General features: G+C 36.5%; 21 protein-coding genes. 12 read left to right on the top strand and 9 right to left on the bottom strand.

All coding sequences use genetic code 11. The annotated features are described in order from the left end of the window. Positions 1–462 precede the first annotated feature (462 nt). The gene (locus GHD00_RS13340) at positions 463–2,361 is read right to left on the bottom strand and encodes a PrkA family serine protein kinase (RefSeq protein WP_163538674.1); all 1,899 of its coding nucleotides are present in this window, start codon (positions 2,359–2,361) and stop codon (positions 463–465) included. 471 nt (positions 2,362–2,832) lie between these two features. On the opposite strand from GHD00_RS13340, the gene GHD00_RS13335 reads away from it, so the two are divergent. Continuing rightward, positions 2,833–3,867, top strand: a complete 1,035-nt coding sequence (locus GHD00_RS13335; RefSeq protein WP_163538673.1) for a LacI family DNA-binding transcriptional regulator — start codon at positions 2,833–2,835, stop codon at positions 3,865–3,867. 17 nt (positions 3,868–3,884) lie between these two features. Continuing rightward, a complete protein-coding gene (locus tag GHD00_RS13330) occupies positions 3,885–4,229 on the top strand; it encodes a DUF4181 domain-containing protein (RefSeq protein ID WP_163538672.1) in 345 nt (114 codons plus the stop codon). Here the strand turns inward: GHD00_RS13330 and GHD00_RS13325 are convergent. Next, positions 4,221–4,958, bottom strand: a complete 738-nt coding sequence (locus tag GHD00_RS13325) for an MBL fold metallo-hydrolase (protein WP_163538671.1) — start codon at positions 4,956–4,958, stop codon at positions 4,221–4,223. The genes GHD00_RS13330 and GHD00_RS13325 overlap by 9 nt on opposite strands. 931 nt (positions 4,959–5,889) lie before the next feature. On the opposite strand from GHD00_RS13325, the gene GHD00_RS13320 reads away from it, so the two are divergent. The 3 genes from GHD00_RS13320 to GHD00_RS13310 all read left to right on the top strand — a co-directional run bounded on the left by GHD00_RS13320 (position 5,890) and on the right by GHD00_RS13310 (position 8,953). Further along, the gene (locus tag GHD00_RS13320) at positions 5,890–6,570 is read left to right on the top strand and encodes a response regulator transcription factor (RefSeq protein WP_163538670.1); all 681 of its coding nucleotides are present in this window, start codon (positions 5,890–5,892) and stop codon (positions 6,568–6,570) included. Beyond that, entirely contained in the window at positions 6,567–7,919 is a 1,353-nt protein-coding gene (locus tag GHD00_RS13315) for an ATP-binding protein (RefSeq protein ID WP_163538669.1), read from the top strand. The genes GHD00_RS13320 and GHD00_RS13315 overlap by 4 nt, the downstream gene beginning before the upstream one ends. Positions 7,920–8,065: 146 nt before the next feature. Then, positions 8,066–8,953: a PepSY domain-containing protein gene (locus GHD00_RS13310; protein WP_163538668.1), complete on the top strand. Its 888-nt coding sequence runs from the start codon at positions 8,066–8,068 to the stop codon at positions 8,951–8,953. Between the two features lie 119 nt (positions 8,954–9,072). Here GHD00_RS13310 and GHD00_RS13305 read toward each other — a convergent pair whose 3' ends face one another. Then, on the bottom strand, positions 9,073–9,915 hold the full coding sequence (locus GHD00_RS13305) for an SAM hydrolase/SAM-dependent halogenase family protein (protein WP_163538678.1): 843 nt from the start codon (positions 9,913–9,915) through the stop codon (positions 9,073–9,075). Between the two features lie 240 nt (positions 9,916–10,155). Between GHD00_RS13305 and GHD00_RS13300 the strand changes: the two genes are divergently transcribed. Further along, positions 10,156–11,058, top strand: a complete 903-nt coding sequence (locus GHD00_RS13300; RefSeq protein ID WP_163538667.1) for an ArsR/SmtB family transcription factor — start codon at positions 10,156–10,158, stop codon at positions 11,056–11,058. 58 nt (positions 11,059–11,116) lie between these two features. Here the strand turns inward: GHD00_RS13300 and GHD00_RS13295 are convergent, their stop codons facing one another. After that, positions 11,117–11,395, bottom strand: coding sequence for a hypothetical protein (locus GHD00_RS13295; RefSeq protein WP_163538666.1), 279 nt, complete (start codon positions 11,393–11,395; stop codon positions 11,117–11,119). Between the two features lie 226 nt (positions 11,396–11,621). Then, positions 11,622–12,176, bottom strand: a complete 555-nt coding sequence (locus GHD00_RS13290; protein ID WP_163538665.1) for a hypothetical protein — start codon at positions 12,174–12,176, stop codon at positions 11,622–11,624. A gap of 366 nt (positions 12,177–12,542) precedes the next feature. On the opposite strand from GHD00_RS13290, the gene GHD00_RS13285 reads away from it, so the two are divergent. From GHD00_RS13285 to GHD00_RS13260, 6 genes are all read left to right on the top strand, one after another. After that, on the top strand, positions 12,543–12,842 hold the full coding sequence (locus tag GHD00_RS13285) for a HesB/YadR/YfhF family protein (RefSeq protein WP_163538664.1): 300 nt from the start codon (positions 12,543–12,545) through the stop codon (positions 12,840–12,842). Between the two features lie 412 nt (positions 12,843–13,254). Next, a complete protein-coding gene (locus GHD00_RS13280) occupies positions 13,255–13,716 on the top strand; it encodes a flavin reductase family protein (RefSeq protein WP_163538663.1) in 462 nt (153 codons plus the stop codon). Between the two features lie 21 nt (positions 13,717–13,737). Then, positions 13,738–14,223, top strand: coding sequence for a hypothetical protein (locus GHD00_RS13275; RefSeq protein ID WP_163538662.1), 486 nt, complete (start codon positions 13,738–13,740; stop codon positions 14,221–14,223). Positions 14,224–14,247: 24 nt separating this feature from the next. Then, entirely contained in the window at positions 14,248–14,796 is a 549-nt protein-coding gene (locus GHD00_RS13270) for an NUDIX hydrolase (protein ID WP_163538661.1), read from the top strand. Positions 14,797–14,903: 107 nt separating this feature from the next. After that, positions 14,904–15,581 carry a cell wall anchor protein gene (locus tag GHD00_RS13265; RefSeq protein ID WP_163538660.1) on the top strand — a complete coding sequence of 226 codons (678 nt, stop codon included), beginning with the start codon at positions 14,904–14,906 and terminating at the stop codon, positions 15,579–15,581. 2 nt (positions 15,582–15,583) lie between these two features. Further along, positions 15,584–16,219, top strand: coding sequence for a class D sortase (locus tag GHD00_RS13260; RefSeq protein ID WP_163538659.1), 636 nt, complete (start codon positions 15,584–15,586; stop codon positions 16,217–16,219). A gap of 168 nt (positions 16,220–16,387) precedes the next feature. Here GHD00_RS13260 and GHD00_RS13255 read toward each other — a convergent pair whose 3' ends face one another. The 4 genes from GHD00_RS13255 to GHD00_RS13240 all read right to left on the bottom strand — a co-directional run bounded on the left by GHD00_RS13255 (position 16,388) and on the right by GHD00_RS13240 (position 21,205). Next, on the bottom strand, positions 16,388–17,443 hold the full coding sequence (locus tag GHD00_RS13255) for an NAD(P)-dependent alcohol dehydrogenase (protein WP_163538658.1): 1,056 nt from the start codon (positions 17,441–17,443) through the stop codon (positions 16,388–16,390). Between the two features lie 520 nt (positions 17,444–17,963). Beyond that, the gene (locus GHD00_RS13250; protein ID WP_163538677.1) at positions 17,964–19,121 is read right to left on the bottom strand and encodes a Gfo/Idh/MocA family protein; all 1,158 of its coding nucleotides are present in this window, start codon (positions 19,119–19,121) and stop codon (positions 17,964–17,966) included. After that, positions 19,112–20,080: a sugar phosphate isomerase/epimerase family protein gene (locus GHD00_RS13245; protein WP_163538657.1), complete on the bottom strand. Its 969-nt coding sequence runs from the start codon at positions 20,078–20,080 to the stop codon at positions 19,112–19,114. Before GHD00_RS13245 ends, GHD00_RS13250 begins: the two co-directional genes overlap by 10 nt. Before the next feature lie 9 nt (positions 20,081–20,089). Beyond that, a complete protein-coding gene (locus tag GHD00_RS13240; RefSeq protein WP_163538656.1) occupies positions 20,090–21,205 on the bottom strand; it encodes a Gfo/Idh/MocA family protein in 1,116 nt (371 codons plus the stop codon). Positions 21,206–21,214 lie beyond the last annotated feature (9 nt).

Below are 21,214 nucleotides of genomic sequence, written 5' to 3'. Positions count from 1 at the left end.
TCGATTCATGGTACTAACCCCCTAAATTTTTTATTTTGGAGTGTCCGGATTTAGGGGGTCAGTGCATCGATACGGGGTCTTCAGACTATTCCTTTCCCACAGGAGTCTCGTAGTTTTCCGCAGCTTGGATGGGTGCTCGTTTTTAGTGAGAAAAAATACATTTTCTTACTACTCACAAGCGGAAGAAATATACGTAGACTCCTGGGGGAACAGCGCGAGCTGAAGATCCCACAGGCAGCTTGCTGCCGAGGAAGCTGAAGCCGTGCCCCCGGAAAGCGAAGTATATTTCTGGGCGGTATTCAGACTTTTTCAGGGCTTATGTCGCAGTTTGGTTCTATTGTGCAGTTAAACAACAAATATGTAAAACGTGTTAAATAAAAATAAGGAGCTATCAGAAAAGTCAGCTCCATTTACACGCAAACTGAACTTTTTAGACAGCTCCTATTATGCATCGTTTTATTCTTATCTATTCAACAAACTACCTACATATCTAAGTAAGTCATTGGCTGATTGTGTGTTATAACCATATTCTTCAACTAGTGTGGCTACTACTTCATTCATTTTCTTCAACTGTTGTTCATCAGGAGTTTTGGTTGATGTAGTAATTTTGACTACATCTTTTAAATCAGCAAATAATTTCTTTTGTATAGCCTCACGTAACCTTTCATGTGATTGATAGTCAAATTTCTTTCCTTTTCTTGCATATGCAGAAATCCTAATTAATATTTCTTCACGGAAAGGCTTTTTGGCATTTTCAGAAATACCGATCTGCTCTTCGATCGAACGCATTAACTTTTCATCTGGATGCATTTCCTCACCAGTTAATGGATCTTGTAGCTTCGTTTTATTACAGAATGCCTCGACATTGTCTAAATAATTGTCCATTAACGTTTTCGCAGATTCCTCATACGAATAAACAAAGGCTTTTTGCACTTCTTTTTTCGCCAAATCATCGTATTCTTTACGAGCCGTGGATATAAAATCTAAATAATCCTCTTTCTGCTCTTTCGTAATGGATGGATGATCATCTAATCCATCTTTTAAGGAGCGCAGTACATCTAAGGCGTTAATTGCTTTCATCTCTTTGCGTATAATAGTAGACGATATGCGGTTAATGACATAACGAGGATCAATTCCAGACATTCCTTCATCGGAATACTCTTTCTTTAAGGCACTAACATCCTGCTCACTAAATCCTTCCACAGCCATTCCGTTATAAAGATACATTTTCTTCAACAGACTTACATTGCTTTGCTTGGACTCTTTCAACCTAGTCAATATGGTAAACATGGCTGCAATCTTTAACGTATGTGGAGCAATATGGACATCTTTTATATCGCTCTCTTCAATCATTTTTTGATAAATTCTCTCTTCCTGATCCAACTTCAGGTTATATGGAACCGGCATGACGATCATACGAGAATGTAAAGCCTCATTTTTCTTATTGGAGATAAAGGAACGATACTCACTTTCATTTGTATGAGCCACAATCATTTCATCTGCTGAAATTAAGGCAAACCTTCCAGCTTTAAAGTTCCCTTCTTGTGTTAATGAAAGCAAATGCCATAAAAATTTCTCATCACATTTCAGCATTTCTTGAAATTCCATTATTCCTCTATTGGCTTTATTTAATTCGCCATCAAAACGATAAGCCCGAGGGTCGGATTCAGACCCATATGTTGCGATTGTAGAAAAATCGATTGATCCGGTTAAATCAGCGATATCCTGTGATTTTGGATCTGAAGGGCTAAAAGTACCAATTCCAACTCGATTATCTTCATTGAAGAAAATTCGTTCGACCTTAACATCTTCAATATTTCCATCATAATCCTCTTCGAGTCGTAATCGGTTTAAAGGTGACAAGCTTCCTTCTATTCGAATACCGTATTCTTTTTCGAATTCTGGGCGTAAATGCTGTGGTATAAGATGTAATGGATTCTCATGCATCGGGCAACCTTTGATTGCATACACTGCACCTTTGTCTGTTAACGTATATTTCTCCAAACCTCGTTTCAGTAAAGTTACTAACGTTGATTTACCACCACTTACCGGTCCCATTAGTAATAAAATTCTCTTTTTAACATCCAAACGCTTCGCTGCAGGGTGAAAATATTCTTCTACTAACTTCTCTAATGCTTCTTCCAAGCCAAATAACTCATCACTAAAAAATTTGTATTTTCTCACACCATCTTCTTCTTCGATTCCCTCATCTCTAATCATTTGATAAATTCTAGAGTGTGCCGACTGAGCCAAATAAGGTTTTTCTTTCAGTAATTCCAAATATTCCGCAAAAGTACCTTCCCACTTCAACGCATTTTGTGTTGTCCGGTATTCTTGCACTTTTTTTAATATATCACTCATGACAAACCTCCCAATAGTAAAACTTCCTCAAAAGAGCGAAGGGGTTAGAATTGACTGCTTATCTAAATGTATGTACTAACTATCCAAAAAATGAATTCGATACTGAAATGAGTTCTAACATTTTATAGCTTCACAAACTTACATGATTTCGGTATAATAAGGAAAAGCTAAGCATAACGGATATACATAATTTAGTATTTGTTTATTAAAGGGGGAGCGTTACCATGGGTATTGCATTAATTATTGGAGTATGCATTACATTTTTTGCAGCTATTTTTGCATCTGGATATGAGTCCAAGCAATAGGTAATATATTATATAAATTGGCAAAGCGGCTTGCTTTCTTTAGCAAGTCGTTTTATCATGTCTATGCTAAATTTCAAAGATCTTATTTCCATTTCCATCAAGATCACATATAATTGACATAAATAACAGTTTTTTGTTTCTGAATTAAGGTAAAAGGGTGACATTTATGGCAGTAACAATCAAAGATGTAGCAAAAAAAGCAGGTGTGGCTCCTTCAACAGTTTCAAGAGTCATTGCTGATAATCCAAGAATAAGTATTGAAACAAAAAAAAGAGTACGTAAAGCCATGAAAGAACTAGGTTATCACATTAATGTAAATGCTCGAAATCTAGCTGTTCGCTCTTCTCAAGCGATCGGTGTGATTATGCCATCCTCTACCGATAAAGCTTTACAAAATCCTTTTTTCTCCGAAATATTAAGGGGAATTGGTTCGTATGCACACGAAACCGAATATTCTATGTATCTTTCTACAGGGGGGAGTGAAAAGGAAACATATGAAGAGGTACAACGAATGGTGCATGGGAACCGCGTTGATGGTATGGTGCTGTTATATTCTAGAGCTAATGACCCGGTACAGCATTTTTTAATGGAACATGATTTTCCATTCGTTGTAGTAGGAAAACCAGCAGATAACGAAAGTCAAATTACTTATGTTGATAATGACAATGAAAGTGCAAGTCGAGAACTAACAAAACATTTAATTGAGATAGGACATAAACACATCGCATTTATAGGGGGATCACCAAATTTAACCGTTACTGCTTCTCGCTTGAATGGTTACCTTTCAGCTTTAAATGATGCTGATTTACCATCTCCAGAAAGCTATAAAGTATCTACAGAATTTTCAAAGTCAGGTGGACGACAAGCATTAGAGGAGCTTTTTCAGTTAGAAACTCCCCCTACTGGTTTAGTAGTAGCGGATGATTTAATTTCACTTGGGGTGATTAACACATTAGAAGAAATTGGTCTTAGTTGTCCACAGGATGTCTCCATTACAAGTTTTAACAATTTATATTTATCAGAAATCACTACACCACCTTTAACAACAGTGGATATTCAAATTCATCATCTAGGTGTGCAATCGGCTAGATGTTTAATAGAAAAAGTAAAAAGTAAAAATGAACCTGCTAAGCGAATTATAGTTCCACATGAGATTCAATTTAGACAATCTACAAAACCTATTGATCAAAAAAACGGATAAAGAATGGAGGTTACTTTTTGTTTTTTCTTCTCGTTAGCATTACAGTTATTATTTGGTATATCATCAACCATTGGATGAAGAAAAAGTTACAATTAGAAAGAAACAAACAACTTTTACATGACGATCTACGACTTCGTAACTTTTTTATTATTTTTTCTATTGGATATATTTGTTTTATACTCTATACATCATACCTCGACTTTTTTATAGGCTTTCCTTTTTTGTATGCTATCTTTCATACCTTACATATGGTGGAAAAATATAAACAAAAAGACCTTCGTCATCTTTTTCATTTATTGGATGTAGTTCTTTGGGTTAGTTTAGGTACCGAGGCATACTTTTTCTATGGCATCTCATCTTAGATGGTATGTTTTCCCTGCTTGAGCTAACTCTACATGACCAGAATAAACAGTAGAGGCTTCCACTACAAGGTCATTTAGATTACCGAAATGCGGAAGGTGCGTTAAGAGCAGCTGCCCTGCATTCGCTTTATTAGCTAACTCCCCTGCCTCTCTTCCACTCATATGTCCTGGTATTTTTCCTTCCAAATGCTCATACAGATTCGATTCACTTATGATTAAATCCGCTTTATCTGCGAAAGGAACGAAGGACTCTTGCCACGCTGTATCAGCAGTTAGGACAACGGAAGATTTTTTTGTTTCGATCCGAAAGGCTAAACAGTATACCGGATGAGTGGTTCTTATCGTGCGGATCTGAAAAGGGCCGATTTGATAGGTATGGTTCTCTTCTATTGCATAAGCCTTTATATCCTCTTTAGAAGAGAGTTTTTCAAATGTATACTTATCTTCGCCTGGTGCATAAATCGGCAATATTTTACTTTCCTCTGCTAATTGGTTTTGAATGAGTTTTGCATATTGCAGTGGACCAATATCTGCTATATGGTCATGGTGAAAGTGACTTACTAATACGGCATCTAGTTGTTGCACCTTTATATAGTTTTGAACAGAACTTAATACACCGCTTCCACAATCAAACAATAAATGAAATCCACCTTCTTCTATTAAAAAAGAAGAATTCGCACTGTTTGCCTTCGGATATCCACCCCAAACACCTAATGGAATTATTTTCATCAACATCCCTCCTAAGAATAGAAACTGTTTAAAGAAACCCCCTACTGATGGAAGTCTCTCTTTATAATATATCAAATTCTCTCCCCTACCAAACAAAAAATTCACTATTGTTACGGGCAGTTTGTTTTCTTTAGACAGTTATAGTTTGCTCTTTTTGCGCCCTTTTCCATATGGCTCTTTTCGTATTCTTTGTTGTTTTCCAATACAGTTAAAAAAATGCAACGTAAGGAACATAAGCGTGATCTTCTCCCATTCTTTCAGATATCGTGCTAGTTCAGCGCTGCGGAAAAACGCTCCCTTTCCGGGGGCAGTACCTCAGCCAGGGGCTACTTGAAATAACATCTTTGCTCCCTTGCACCGAGGAAGCCTACTATGAAGCTTTACTAGAAGATGCAGGTGCTTCCTGCGGGGGCTTCGGAAGCTGCTCTTCCCCCAGGAGTCTCGCATTTTCCCGAAGTTCTTTTCGAGTAAGAAAAATCATAAATACTTATGAAAAAGAAACATATCAAAAAATCTTACCATTTCATTAACGGAGGAAATATACGTAGACTCCTGCGGGAACAGCGACAGTGTGAAGACCCCGCAGTAAGCGTTTTTTGCTCACGAGGAGGCTGAGCCGTCGCCCGCGGAAAGCGAAGTATATTTCCGGAGTGGTATCACAGCACTCACCTTAAAAGAACTTGTCAAAGTTACGTCTCAGTTTATGGATTTTGTGAAAGAGGTTTATTTTAAAGAGCAATAACCTTTTAGAAAACAGGCTTTCCTACAATTCTTTACAATTTTTGCTGCTTTAACTTTTTAATGGAAGCTGTTCTGCTATAATCGTTTGGTAATGACCAAGAAAACCTATCAACGGAAGTCTGCTGCACTTCTATTCACAACTGAACAATAGATGGAGATATGCTATATTAGATGCAAAGGGGGTTGTTCTATGACTCATATCTTAATAGTAGAAGATGAAGAGAAAATTGCGAGAATTTTAGAATTGGAATTAAGCTATGAAGACTATCAAACTTCAACCGTATATGATGGACAAGATGCCTTTCTACAAATGCAAAATGATTCCTATGATCTTATCTTATTAGATATTATGCTACCAGGAATGAGTGGCTTAGAAGTGCTAAGGCGGTTCCGAAGACTTAATACATCGACACCTATAATTCTTCTAACTGCACGCGATCAAGTACATGATAAAGTATCTGGCTTAGACCTTGGAGCTAATGACTATGTAACAAAGCCCTTTGAAATAGAGGAATTACTAGCAAGAATTCGAGCACATACACGCTACCACAAACCCGTTGATTCTTCCTCTCTCCAAATCGGAGATCTTACCATAAATGAAAAAGCACGGGAGGTTAGGCGTGGAAATCAATTCATTGAATTAACACCACGCGAATACGATCTGCTAACTTTTTTATTAAAACACAAAAATCAAGTATTTAATCGGGAGCAGCTATTAAATCAGGTATGGGGATTTGATTATGCAGGTGATACGAATGTAGTAGATGTATACATTCGTTATATTCGGAATAAAATTGATAAACCTTTTGATCAAAGGACAATACAAACCATTCGCGGGGTTGGTTATACAATAAAGGATGCCATGCAATGAAGTTAAGAACAAAAGTACAAATGTTTTTAAGTGCACTGATCTTGTTATTTATGCTTTTGATGCATACAATTGTGTATCTGCTTTATCAAAATCAGGTGAGTGAAAAGGAAATCAATAGAGTGAGAGATGATACATTGAATGTCATGGAAGCTATTGTGCAAAACAATGGAGGGGAAATTGAAAATCAACAATTATTGCAGGCTTTTTTGCCTAATAATGGACTGATTCGAATTATAGACGCCGATGAGCAAGTGATTCATGATGTTTCAAAACAATCTAGCTATTACGATTGGCCTTTCCACTATACGCAAAGTGAAGAAATTAGATTAAATAAAACAGAGGATGGTATTCCCTACGTGCAAGTGGCCATGCCTATTATTTGGGAAGACGGGTCCATTGTCACCCTTCAAGTAAATGAGGCGCTTTATGCGATGGAAGATACACTATCAACCTTACAGATTGTATTAATGGCAACGGCTGCTTTAATGGTAATCCCTGCGATAATAGCAGGTACATTATTAGCTGGTTATGTGACAAAGCCAATACAACGGTTAACGAAGGAAATGAAAAGCAATCCCAAAGATGGGACATGGGACAAATTGGATATACCTTCCAAAAGCCATGATGAAATAAATCAGATGCAGCACGCTTATAATGAAATGATTGAACGAATCGAAGAAAATATTCGCAAACAAGAACAGTTTGTATCAGATGCTTCTCATGAATTAAAAACGCCTTTATCTGTCATTTCAGGGTATGCAAATTTATTAAAGAGAAGAGGAAAAGAAAAACCTGGGTTATTAGAAGAAGCAACCCAATCCATTTTATCCGAAACCAATCGAATGCAACAATTAACAGAACAGATGCTTATGTTAGCTAGAAATGAAGATAAAGAAAATCTTACTTACGAACGATTTGAATTAAGAGCTTTAATAAAAGAAGTGATTCGTTCCCTTTCCATTGCCTATGATCGAAACATTAGCTTTTATGATGAGACAGACCATCACGAAATCATTAGTGCCGATCGAGCCAAATTGCAGCAAGCTATATATATATTAATCGATAATGCTTGTAAGTATAGTGATGACCGTGTGATTGTTTCTTTAATAGAAAACAATTATTCATATGATATTCAGGTTCAAGATTTTGGCGAGGGACTTAGCGAGTCAGATCAAAAACAAATTTTCCAAAGGTTCTATCGAGTTGATAAATCAAGAAGCAGGAAGGCTGGAGGTACTGGGCTTGGTTTAGCAATCTGCACTTCGATTGTTCGTGCCCATAACGGAAAACTTTCAGTGGATAGTCGAATAGAAGAAGGATCGACCTTTACCATCAGCTTGCCGAAATAAAGAGAGACTTCCATCAGTGGGGGTTTAAGGACGATTATTCACCGTAATAAATTCATTTCTCATCAAATTCTCATTTTTCTCTCAGGGTTCACTCAGAAACACTCGTTAAACTGATAAGTAACATCAAATAAAGGAGAGATGAGCAAATGAAAAACAAAATCTTTTATGCCGTCCTGACAGGAATATTATTAACAGGCGGACTATTAACAACATTCCAGCTCACAACTAATTCTGCGGATGCACATCTTTCGAAAGAGGAAGTATCTGAGAAAGTTTCGAATCAATATGCTGGTGACATTTTGGAGATGGAGTTAATGGAATCGGGTAATGAAACATATTACGAAATTAAAATTGAGGGAAATGAACATCACTATGAAATGAAAGTTGATGCGGTTACTGGTGAAATTGTACGACTAGAGGAAAAATCGTTTGTTGTTCAGACAAATGGTCAAGTTGAGCAATCAACAGAAGCCAAAACAGGCAATGAAACAGATAGTGATGAAAAAAACGAAGCTAGTGAATCTGTGGTATTAGAGGAAAGAGCAACAGCTGAACAAGAAACGGATGTAACCAAAGATCAAAGCGGAACAACTGCTTCTTCCAAAACGACACAGCAATCTCAAGGTGAAGTAAGTACAGAATCAAGTGAACATAATACTGAGACAGAAAACACAACAGAAACAACAACATCACAAGATCAAGAAGAGTCAAACCACAATGACAACACTTCTGATAAAACAAATGAACAAGGAAAATCAAACTCTGAAAATGAAGATAGCGTAGACGATAACCAAGAAAAGAAGAACAATAGCACCAAAGCAGAAGCAACTGGTGAAGCTACACTTATAACGGAAGCTGAAGCAAAAGACATCGCACTATCGCAAGTAGTTGGAACATTATCAGAAGTGGAAATAGGATTAGAAAAAGATGATGGAAAAGTATATTATGAAGCCGAAATCGAAACCTTAGTCGAAGAAATAGAAATAGACATTGATGCATACACCGGAGCAATTATTTCCATTTCAAAAAATTAATTTAGAGTTTCTTTTTCTTATAAAAACCACGGAGGAGCAACTCCGTGGTTTTTTAGGTGCAATAGAAGTGTTCTTACGGCCATTATGAAACCATCTTGAGAGGTGATTTAACCATTTGACTACCTCTTCCTAATAGATATACGCCAACTCGACCCTGTTCCGATATTGTACGCTCTTGCAAAAGACCCTTGATTAATCGCGATAGCCATATTATCCAATGAATTAACATACACCAATGGTTCGCCAACATGAATCGCAGCGAACGATTTGCCAAAAGTCATCACATTGCTGTAAATAACACGAGAGTCGTTCAAAATATTTACTTCAACTGGATTTCCATAGCTTACTCCAAGCTTTAGAAATAACTCCCTGCTAATATTCGTCCATAAATTCCCATAACGAACATCTAGTATATCAATCGTTCCATGAATAGCATCATCTATTAACTCCGCCTCACAAAAAGGTAATCGAATAACACCGGAAACATTTAGTTCTGGTCCCACTTTTTCAAAAGGAATAACACCTGCAGCTACTCTTGCACCTGTATAAGCATAAATATCTCGCCCATGGAAAGTATGCGAAGCACCAGAGTGAGGAAGTCTATTGACATTTTCATCAATCTCACGTATGGCTTCAATGCCAACTTTTTCATAAATATGAGTTAGCGTTCCATTATCTGGTGTTACAATGTATTGTTCTCCTTTCGTTTTCACCACTACACTTTTTCGATTAGTACCAACTCCTGGATCTACAACTGATACAAATACTGTACCTTTAGGCCAATAAGAAACTGTTTGTAAAAGTCGATAAGACCCCGCCCATATATCAAAAGGTGGAATATCATGTGTATTATCAAAAATTGGGATAACTTTACTGACATTATGTGCAACACCTTTCATAGCACTTACCGCTCCATCTTCTAGTCCGAAGTCTGATTGTAAAACTAGCGCATTCATCATGATGTGTACCCCCCTTTTATTAGCTAATTGTATTATACTATGTCTTTGCTATGAATACTATTTTTATCTGTATTTTGCTCTAATATCTATAATTCATAACTTTTTGATATGATGACAGCATTAAAATTGCTAACAGTTAACTTTTTTGTTAACCTTGAATTATATTTACAATATATAAATGATGAAAGATAAGCTTATTGTTCATAAAAGAAAACGATTTCATAAAACAGAAGGTGATAACACATGCAATTAGAAGTTGATAAAGCCTCATTACCTGTATACGAAGCTTTAGCGAGTGAAGTAAGATTACAAATTATTCAATTACTCTCTAAAAATAAAATGAATATTAAAGATTTATCAAAAGAATTAGGAATCAGCAGTCCGATTGTAACGAAACATATTGAAAAATTAGAAAAGGCCGGGATCATTCGTACTGAAAAAATTCCCGGAAAATCAGGTTTGCAGCGCATTTCGATTTTAAAAGTAGATCATATAGAGGTGAATTTCCCTAAAAAAATTTACCACTCCTTCGCTACATACGAAACATCAATACCTGTTGGACATTATACGGATTATCACGTTTTACCTACTTGTGGTTTAGCCACTACAAAAGATTTTATTGGACCTGTAGATCAAACAAAATACTTTATGGATCCTCAGCGAATGGATGCGCGAATCCTTTGGTTTACGCAAGGATTTATTGAATATAAGACTCCTAATTTCTTAAAAGAAGATGATGAATTACAACAATTAGATATCAGTATGGAGATTTCATCGGAGTTTCCTTTTTCGAATGATGTTTGGCCTTCTGATATAACTTTTACTTTAAATGGAATTGAATTAGGGACGTGGATCAGTCCTGGTGACTTTGCAGATACGCGTGGGAAATATACACCTGATTGGTGGCCGCATAACATTAACCAATATGGCTTATTGAAAACCATCCGGATTACGACTCATGGAACTTATATGGACGGTGAGCCTATGTCTGATGTTACCATTCATGATTTAGACACCAAAACGGATGGCTGGAAACTACGCATCGAAGTAAAAGAGGATGCTGATAATGTTGGCGGGTTAACATTATTCGGTCGAGAATTCGGCAATCATGATCAAGATATTAATTTTAAATTGTATTATATATAAAGAAAACCTTCTGATAGTATAAAGTAAAGGACCGAACATCATTGTTCGGTCCTTTTCCTTAACTACAGACAAGTTCTTTTTCCATATCCACAAGCCCAACTTGAAATTCGCCTGTCTCAATTTTAGGTTGAAGCTCTTTTATATATACTTGAATATCCTCTCTTTGTTTATCTATATCCTTAAGTTTAAAATAAACAAATCCATCTTCTTTATGAAGAACGGTAAGATGTATTTCTTCCTCTTTATTTACTGTTGCAACTAATCTACATGTTTCGCATTTAGGTGCCATTTCTTTTAAGATAGTAAAACTCCTCCTGTTTTTTACTTTGTCATTCATATTTACGAAAAATAGTTTAACACAGCAGTCTCAACAGTGAAACCTTCAATAATCCTTGAACGGTTGCTTTTATACTGATTATGATAAGCTAATGTCATATAGGTCTCTCGTTCTTTTAATTTATTAAAAATACGTTCATTTATAATAAATCGTAAAGAATTGGTGATTATTTACAAAGAACAAAAAAACCACAGATGCATTCACTGTGGCTTATAAATATACTTTATTATACCAGCTGATAAAAGCTTTCTTTTCCTAAGTGTTTCACATACTTTTCGACAATGGATTGAAGATCGGTTGATTGCTCTAGAAATAGCCACTGATCTTCCTTCTCACCAGTGTAAGATTTTCGCTCCACTTTAAATTCTCTTGTCTTTTTATCCACTAAAGTAAAACAAAGCTGCACATCATATGTTTTATATTTAGGATCTGAGAGCGCCTCTACCACTAATGGTTCCTCGTCAATGGATACTGGATTTTCATACGTATAGATGTATATACTTTTTTGTTTAACATCTAATTTAAAATCCTTTATTGGGCTATATAATTGAATCGCTTTCTCCATAAGACGAAGCTCTTCATCTTTTATTTTCTTTTTAGCGATTTTCGTTAGAAACACTCTTCCATTGGGGTGTTCATAAATTTCGTAACCTTCTGGAATACTTTCTACTTTTGTATTACTATCATTTTTTTTAAAATAGTAACTCAAATTTCCCTTTTTTGTTTGTCTAGCATGTAAAAAGTATTCATCTCCACGAAAGTTTGTATACTGTACTACCATATTTACACCACCTTTAGATTCGTAACCATTCCTGAGAAACACGCCCTATTTACTCTAAGATATAGTATAACAAAAAATGATTTAAATATCTCCCTTGATGCAGTTTAGTTGCCAAAATCGTTTTATTTATATAGTCATGGATTGAAAATCTTTTTTTTACTCTAAGTAAGGATGTTTATAGCTATCGACAATTTCCTGGGAAATAAAATATCGCAAACTAATATCTGATCTTCTAAAATTTTTCCCAAATTTCGTTTACCTTAATGATTTAAAAAGCATAAGATAATAGTGTAATGTCATTTGTTTGTGGGAATAGTAAATATAGGAATTCATATGAATCATATGGATATGGGAGGAGTGTGCAATTTGGAAATTAAAATTTCTGATCAAGCGTTAAGTTGGTTTAAAGATGAAGTGGAACTTAAAGAAGGTGATACTGTCAAATTTCAAGCAAAATATGGAGGTTACAGCCCTATTCATGAAGGATTTTCGCTTGCCTTTCAAATTAACGAAAAACCTGATGAATTATTTACAAAAACAGAAAAAGATGGAATCACATTCTTTATCGATACAACCGACGCATGGTACTTCAAAGGTTACGATTTAATTGTACAATTTAATGAAGAATTAGAAGAAGTTGCTTATGATTATAAAAAGGTATCCTGATATCTAAATAGTATTATAACTAAGAAACCCTTAAAAAGAAGGAAGCAATCCCCATAAGGTACTCCTTGAAGATGCAACTGGAATATATCCCTTTTTACCTACAGGGTACAAGTGCGACATCTGCTCAAGTTTCTTTAGGACGCTTTTGCAGTTTCTTCTTTGCCGCAGCAACGGCTCAGCCTCCTCATAAACAATAACTGCCTAGTGATTTTTCTCGCTTTAGCTCTTCCAGGTTTGGTCTCGTATATTCCAGTTGCTGAAAAGTTAATATTCCTACAAAATAATTTTATATACAACTCCTTCGTTTATAATTGAAGCAAACAGGAGTGTTAGGAAAACTGCAAAATTGTGTTAGAATATACGTGATTCAAATTTTATTATTTAGGCAAGACAAGTTTAGGAGGAAGTTTTAATGAGTAAACAAGAATTTCGTCAAGCAATGAGTAAATTTGCTACAGGAATTACTGTCGTAACATCAGAATTTAATGGGGATATTCATGGAATGACTGTGAATGCCTTTATGTCTGTTTCATTAGAACCACAGTTAATTACAATATCACTTGATCAAAAAACTAATTTTTATCAAAATGCAGATAAAATCAAACGGTTTGGTGTAAGCATTTTAAGAGAAGAGCAAAAAGAAGTTTCTATGATCTTCGCTAAACAGATTGAGAAAGATTTTAATGACTTTACTAAATTAGATGATATTCCCGTTATTAATAATGCCCTTACTACACTTGCATGTACTGTTGTTAACTCAGTAGAAGCAGGAGATCATTTATTACTAATTGCAGAAGTAGATGATATCAAATTGGATGAAGGAAACCCTATCCTATACTACAATAGTAATTATCGTGAAATAAGAGAAGATTAGAAGAAAAGTCGGTGGAATTAGATGTCCATTTTATCTGTAATCACCTATTGTATGAAATTGCCTAACAAAAAAGCACTATTTCAATTAAATCGTGTAAATATGCGTGATACGCTTGTTTATTTGTTTATATTATTTTTCTTAACATTCTCACCTAATGTGATAAACGCCATGTTAAATTTTGATCCAGTCGAAGCAAGCTTAAGCTACAGTCAATACGTGATGCAAGTTATCATATTTTATCCATTCCTCATCATGTTTTTAGTGATTTCAGGTGTTTCTCTGTTAGCATTTGGAGCATGGGTGATTAAGTGGGCAATGAAAAGAAAACTTGTCTATCAGCAATTATGGAAAATGACAGGTTTTGCACTATTATTACCACTTTTCATCTATCAATTAATTTTTTGGGCTCCTATTCATAATATTTTTGCATATACTATTAGTTTAATCTGGCTGTATGCTTTAATCTATCAGATGGTTTTAGTTTATCCTGCTGTTCAAAGGAAATGATACTGGAACAAAGGAGAGGGCACATTGGTACAAAACCCATGGAGAATAACTTCTACACAAACCACTCAGGTGGATCGTTTTAAAATAACTTTAGAAGAAGTCATTTTATCAAATCAAAAGACTAAAAATTTTTCTTATATTCACTTTCGGGATGGAGTTTGTATTCTCCCCATTACCTCAAATGGGGAAATCATTGTTTTAAGGCAATACAGACATGCTTTAAAAGCATGGGAGTTAGAACTTCCAGCAGGTATGATCGATGGAAATGAGCTGCCGATTGATGCAGCGAAACGAGAACTATTAGAGGAAACAGGCTATCAATCTAATAAATGGGAAGAACTAGATTACTTTTATCCATCCCCAGGATCAACAACAGAGACCATTCATTTATTCTTAGCGGAAAATGCTAAGTATCAATTACCTCCTCAATTGGACGAGTTAGAGAAGATAGAAGTTATGTTCCTAGATCTAAAAGAGTTTCAAAGGTTGGTAGAATATGGACAGTTTCGACATGGTGCAGGATTAGCTTGCTGGGCTAAATACCTTAATAAACAACCGGATATTAACAATTGAATATAATTGTTAAATTGTTGTAATTTTCCTGCATAAATCTTTGTTTTAGTATGGGTTTGTGTTATTATTAAATTATCTAAAAATTCACATGAAAGGATGAAAACAACTTGAAGAAATTTAGCATTGTGTTAGCGATTACTGTATTACTTGTTGGTTTATTACCATTTTCAGTATCAGCAGAAAATTCTTCAGCTCAAAAATTAGCAGATTCTATTGCTCAACTTGGAGTAGACGAGGTTGATTATTTGTATGCATACTTACAATCAATTGATTTAACGGAGGAAGAGTACAACTCCATTGTAACAAATACTGAACGTGCAGCGGAAGTCACAGAAGGAAAATCACATCCAACTGATTTTTCTAATGCTGAAAAAACAGAGCTGCTTTCCCTTTTTAATGATTCAACTCAAAAAGCACATCTAGATGTGCAAATTGTAGATCATGATGGAAATTCTATCTCTCTTTCCGACTACAATTTTGATAATGGTGTAGCTCTTAACATTCAAGATTTAGAGGGAAACCAATTAGCAACTGTAAATCCTACTATTGAAGATTTGAATCCAGGAGCTATTTCCACTAAAGTCGATGCTATTAAAACAGCAGTAGATGCAAAAGTAGAATTAGACGAAACTGGTGAGTTCGTACCAATGCCAGAAGCAGAACTACCAAACACTGCTTCCAACTTACCAACTAGCATCTTAATAGGTGGAATTGTTGCACTATTAGGTGTGATCGGATTTATCCCAGCTGTTAAACTATCCAGAAAAGTTGTTAATGCAAACTAAACATGAAAAGAAGTAATAAACGGAAGAAGCTGAGTAAAAAGCAAAAAACTCTACTTTGGATTATTTTTGGCGTTCCAAGTGGTATTGTTATTCTCGGCGTTTCCATAATGCTTATTTTTTTCTGGGATCTAACAAAACAAACAGTCCAACTGACCAACACAGTAGTTAATCCTTATAAACCGTCGTTAGAAAAGAAGGTTTTTGATAATGAAGAGATTTGGCCAACATTACCTTCTCCTGGCGAAAATATCGGGCAGCTAACTATTTCATCATTAGATTTAGCCTATCCAGTTGTTCAAGGTACTCATGAAAATGAATTAGAGCATGGCATCGGACATTTTGCAGGAAGTATGTTACCTGGTCAAGGTGGACATGTATTACTTAGTGGACATCGTGACACAGTTTTTCGTAAACTTGAACATTTAGAAATAGGGGATCAAATGACATTTGAAACTCCTTACGGTGACTTCGTTTATGAAGCAACAGGTTTTGATATAGTCCCTGCTGATGACCGAACAGTTGCTGTGCCAAAAGATTACGAGTCTTTAACCTTAACAACTTGTTATCCATTTGATTATATTGGAGATGCACCTGATAGATATGTCGTCCATACGGAATTAATAGAACATATTCCATAAAGAAAAACTTGGCTTTATCTCCAAGTCTTTAGGCGCAGTGCGAGAGCATAGTTGCATTTATCTATACACAAAAAATTGTCCACTGCGCCGAGGTTGCTTCCTTGCTGACAATTTATACTTTTCTATACAAAAAAACACTTGGCATTAATGCCAAGTGTTTTTTTATCTTTATTCACCATTTGGATAGATCATAATTTTGATACTTGTATCTTTTTCATTACTTGCTTTTTCTACTGCTCTTCCAATTTGATCTAATGAAAATCTATCTGTTATGACTTGTTCAATGTCAATTTGTTGATCTTTTAAACCTTGAATAGCGGGATCATACGTATTGACATAACGGAATAAACCATACACATCATATTCTGAATCAACGACATGAGTAACATCAATACCAACCTCTGGAACTGCTGGAAGACCGACTAACACAATTCTTCCTCCCCTTTTCGTTACAGTCAATACATCGTTGACAGCTTGACTATTTCCGGACGTTTCAATCGAGGCCGTAATTCCTTTATCATTTGTTAATGTATTTAGCCTTTCAGATAAAGATTCTTCTGCTGGATTAATAGCTTCGGTTACCCCTAGCTTTTTGGCTAGCTCTAAGCGATAAGGGACTACATCTGTGGCATAAATCTCTTTTACTCCGTACAATTGTGCTGATTGAATAGCCAACAGACCAATAGGACCAAGACCAGTTATTAAAAGTCTATCACTTGGTTTTATTTTCCCTCTATTCATGGCATGCATTCCAACTGAAAATGGCTCTAACAGCGCTCCAGTTTCATAGCTCATCTCATCCGGTAGAGGGAAAACAAAATCACTTCTTACCGCAACATATTCTGCCCAAGCCCCATCTACTGGCGGTGTTGCCATAAAGACGACATCTGGACATAAATTGTAACGTCCTTCCTTACAATATTCACACCTTCCACATGTCACTCCAGGCTCAACTGCTACCCTATCACCTTTATGTAGGTTGTTTACCTTTTTGCCGACTGTCACTACTTCTCCCGCCATCTCATGACCTAAAATAAGGGGCTCTTTTACTTCATATCGACCAATTTTGCCGTGTTCATAATAATGAACATCAGATCCACATATACCGATACAATAAACTTTAATAAGTACCTCGTCTTCCTTTATTTCTGGCTCCGGAACATCTTTCACATTCATATCCAACGGCTTATCTAACACCGCAGCTTTCATCGTATTCACACTCATTTACTCTCCCCCATATACTAATTATTTATCTCATTTTTTAAAACCTATTATCACAATATCCATAAACTGCGACATGACTTTGGAAAATTTCGAAGTGTCCCTTGAGTGCTATGATACCGCTTCAGAAATATACTTCGCTTTCCGCGGGCAACGCTTCAGCTTCCTCGGCAGCAAAAACCGCTGCCTGCGGGATCTTCAGCTGTTGCTTTTCCCGCAGGAGTCTACGTATATTTCTTCCGCTTGAGAGAAATAAAACGAACTACAATCAAAGCTGTGGAAAAATGCGAGACTCCTGGGGGAAGAGCAGCTTCCGAAGACCCCACAGCGAACGGTTTTGGTGAGCGAGGAGGCTGAGGTGCTGCCCCCGGAAAGCGAGTGTTTTTCCACAGCGGGGATATAGCACTCATTAGTCATTAAATTGGTAAGAGATCCCTTATCAGGTTATCTCGCAGTTTTGTTCTACTGTGTAATAAAAAACTGGGGATATCTCGACTCTATTAGAATGGTGTTATACATGATCTTATTGAATATCTATCCACCGTTTTTCTTTAGATGATTTCTCTACTGCTTCTAATATTATTTGATTTTTTACTCCGTCTTCAAAGTTCGGGGCAGGTTGCTTATCATTTGCTATTCCTCGGAAAAATTCATCAATTAAATGAATAAACGTATGTTCATACCCAATAATATGACCAGGTGGCCAGTATGCTCCAACATATGGATGTACTTCTTCTGTACAATTAATAAGTCTAAAGCCTTGAAGACCTTCTTCATCATCTGCAAAATAGACTTCTAAATTATTCATGTTTTCCATATCCCAACGAATAGAGCCTTTCTCACCATTAATTTCAAATTTATTTTTATTACGGTTACCTCCAGCAAAACGTGTCGCTTCAAAAGTACCAAGTGCACCATTCTCAAAGCGAGCGAGGAAAGCAACAGCATCATCAACCGTCACTTCTCCCATTTTCTCGTTATCTCCTTTGGCGTTTAATCCACCGGTCATTTCTCCAATCGGGCGGTCTTTAATAAAAGTTTCCATCGTTCCTGATACTTCTTTAAATTCACCGATCAAAAAGCGTGCTAAGTCAATGCTATGTGCGCCAATGTCACCTAATGCACCGGTTCCTGACACCTCTTTTTTCAAACGCCAAACTAGCGGGAAGTTAGGATCCATAATAAAATCTTGAAGATAATTTGCACGATAATGATAGACTCGGCCAATCTTGCCAGCTTCGATTAATTTTTTGGCATATTGTACCGCTGGGGCAAAACGATAATTATGACAGATCATATGTTTCACACCATTTTTTTCAACCGCATTAAGCATTTTCTTCGCTTCGTCTACGGTTAAGGCTAATGGTTTTTCTGTAATAATATGCTTTCCTGCTTCTGCCGCAGCAATCGCAATCTCAGCATGAGTATGGTTTGGTGTTACAATATCGATCACATCAATATCATCACGCTCGATGACTTTACGCCAATCTGTTTCATACGAATCCCAACCCATTTTTCCCTGTGCTTCTTTGACCGCTTCTTCATTTCGACCCGCAATTACTTTTAGTTCAGGCTTCAAAGGATTATCAAAATAAAAGGGAAGATCCCGATAGGCATGGCTATGCGCTTTTCCCATAAATTGATAACCAACCATGCCAACTCTTATCTTTTTTACGCCCACCACATTTCACCAACTTTCTCTTTTATCATAGCACTCTTCAATAATTCAACAGCTTTGTGGAAGCCTTCATCAACGGACATAAGACTGTCCTCATGCTCGATACTTACAGAGCCTTGATAACCAACGAGTTGAAGGGCAGATATAATTCTTTTCCACTCTTCTTCCCCATTCCCATATCCGATGGTTCGGAAAATCCAAGAACGATTTAATTCATCACTATAAGGTTTCGTATCTAATACACCGTTGGCTGCTGTATTTTGTTGATCCATCGCGGTATCTTTTGCATGGAAATGGAACAACGCATCATGCTCACCAAGCTCCTTAATACTTACAACAGGATCCATTTGCTGCCAGAACAAGTGACTTGGGTCAAAGTTGACTCCAATTTGCTTTCCGCACGCTTCTCTTAATTTTAAAGCGGTTTCGTTGTTATAAACAACAAACCCTGGGTGTGGCTCAATCGCAACACGAACATGGTGATCTTTCAAAAACTGGTTTTGCTCTCGCCAATAAGGAATGACTTTTTGTTCCCATTGCCATTTGAGTACTTCTGGGTGATCATCCGGCCATGCTGCCGTCACCCAAACAGGATGTTGGGAATAATCTGATTCTCCAGGGCATCCAGAAAAAGTCACCACTGTTTCCACTCCTAGCTTTTCAGCTAACAATACCGTTTGTTCAAATTGTGTGTGATGTGAATTAGAAATATTTTCATTTGGGTGCAACGGATTTCCATGACAACTTAAGGCACAAATTTCAAGGTTTCGTTTAGAAAATGCTTCCTTAAAAGCTTGAAGTTTAGCTTCATCGTTTAATAATTCTTGCGGGTTACAATGACTATCACCTGGATAACCACCTGTACCCACTTCAACCGTTTCTAACCCAGCTGCTTGAATCTTGTCTAGTGCTTCATCCAAAGATTTGTCACCAAATAAAACAGCGAAAACTCCTAATTTCATTGGATCACCTCATATTTTTAATTTATTAGAAAAGCTATCTTCATCAATGCCAACAGGTAGTGTTTCTGGTTGAATACATGAACTATTCACATAGCAATGCTGTCCTTGTTCAGAAGCATCATGGATACCATGCATAATATCTAATACATGGTAAGCTATTTCCCCATTTGCTCGTGATGGTCTATTAGAAAGAATAGCATCAATCATTTCGGCAACACCAAGCCCTCTGCTATTTGTAGAAAAACCATGAGTAAAATCTATCTCTTTCCATTCTTTATCCTCACTTTTTCTAAGATAAACTGGTCCTCCAAAAGTATTAGGATCAGGTACTGCAATACTCCCTTCCGTTCCATAGATTTCGATATGAGGAAGTCGATGATGCCATGTATCAAAACTTGTAATGATCGACGCCACTGCACCATTTTCGAAATCAAGTACTCCGTTAATTTGAGTCGGCACTTCTACTTTAATCTTTTCTCCATACTTTTCAGCACTGGTAATTGTGCGCTCCTCGTAAGTTTTCTGTGCGGATCCCGTAACTCGTTGAACGGGCCCCATTAAAGCAATCAGTGCTGTGAGGTAATAAGGTCCCATATCAAACATAGGTCCTCCCCCCTTGTGATAATAAAAGTGAGGATCTGGATGCCAGCTTTCATGTCCTGGGTTCATCATAAAAGCAGTTGCAGAGATAGGCTTGCCGATTTGGCCATCATCGATTAGCTTTTTACATGTTTGAATCCCCGCTCCTAAGAAAGTATCAGGTGAATTTCCAATATATAATCCTTTTTCTTTTGCTAAATTGATCATTTTCTTGCCATCTTCTCTAGAAACAGCTAGTGGTTTTTCTCCATATACATGTTTTCCAGCCTGCAATGCTTGAATAGCTACATCAGCATGAACCGCTGGAATGGTTAAATTAATCACCACATCAATTTCTGGATCTGCGATAAGTTCTTCAGTTGTATAGGCTTTTGGTATATTAAACTCTAATGCCGTTTTCTTGGCACGATGCAGTACTAAGTCAGCTACGGCCTTTATTTCAAAATTATCAAAGCGAGAAGCATTTTTTAAATAAATTCGGCTTATATTTCCACAACCGACAATGCCAACATTTAATTGCTCCATTACGTCACC

This window comes from Gracilibacillus sp. YIM 98692 (assembly GCF_010993965.1).
GTDB lineage: Bacteria > Bacillota > Bacilli > Bacillales > Amphibacillaceae > Gracilibacillus.
The sequence above is the reverse complement of the archived record's forward strand: the minus strand, read 5'-3'. Positions and strand labels throughout refer to the sequence as shown.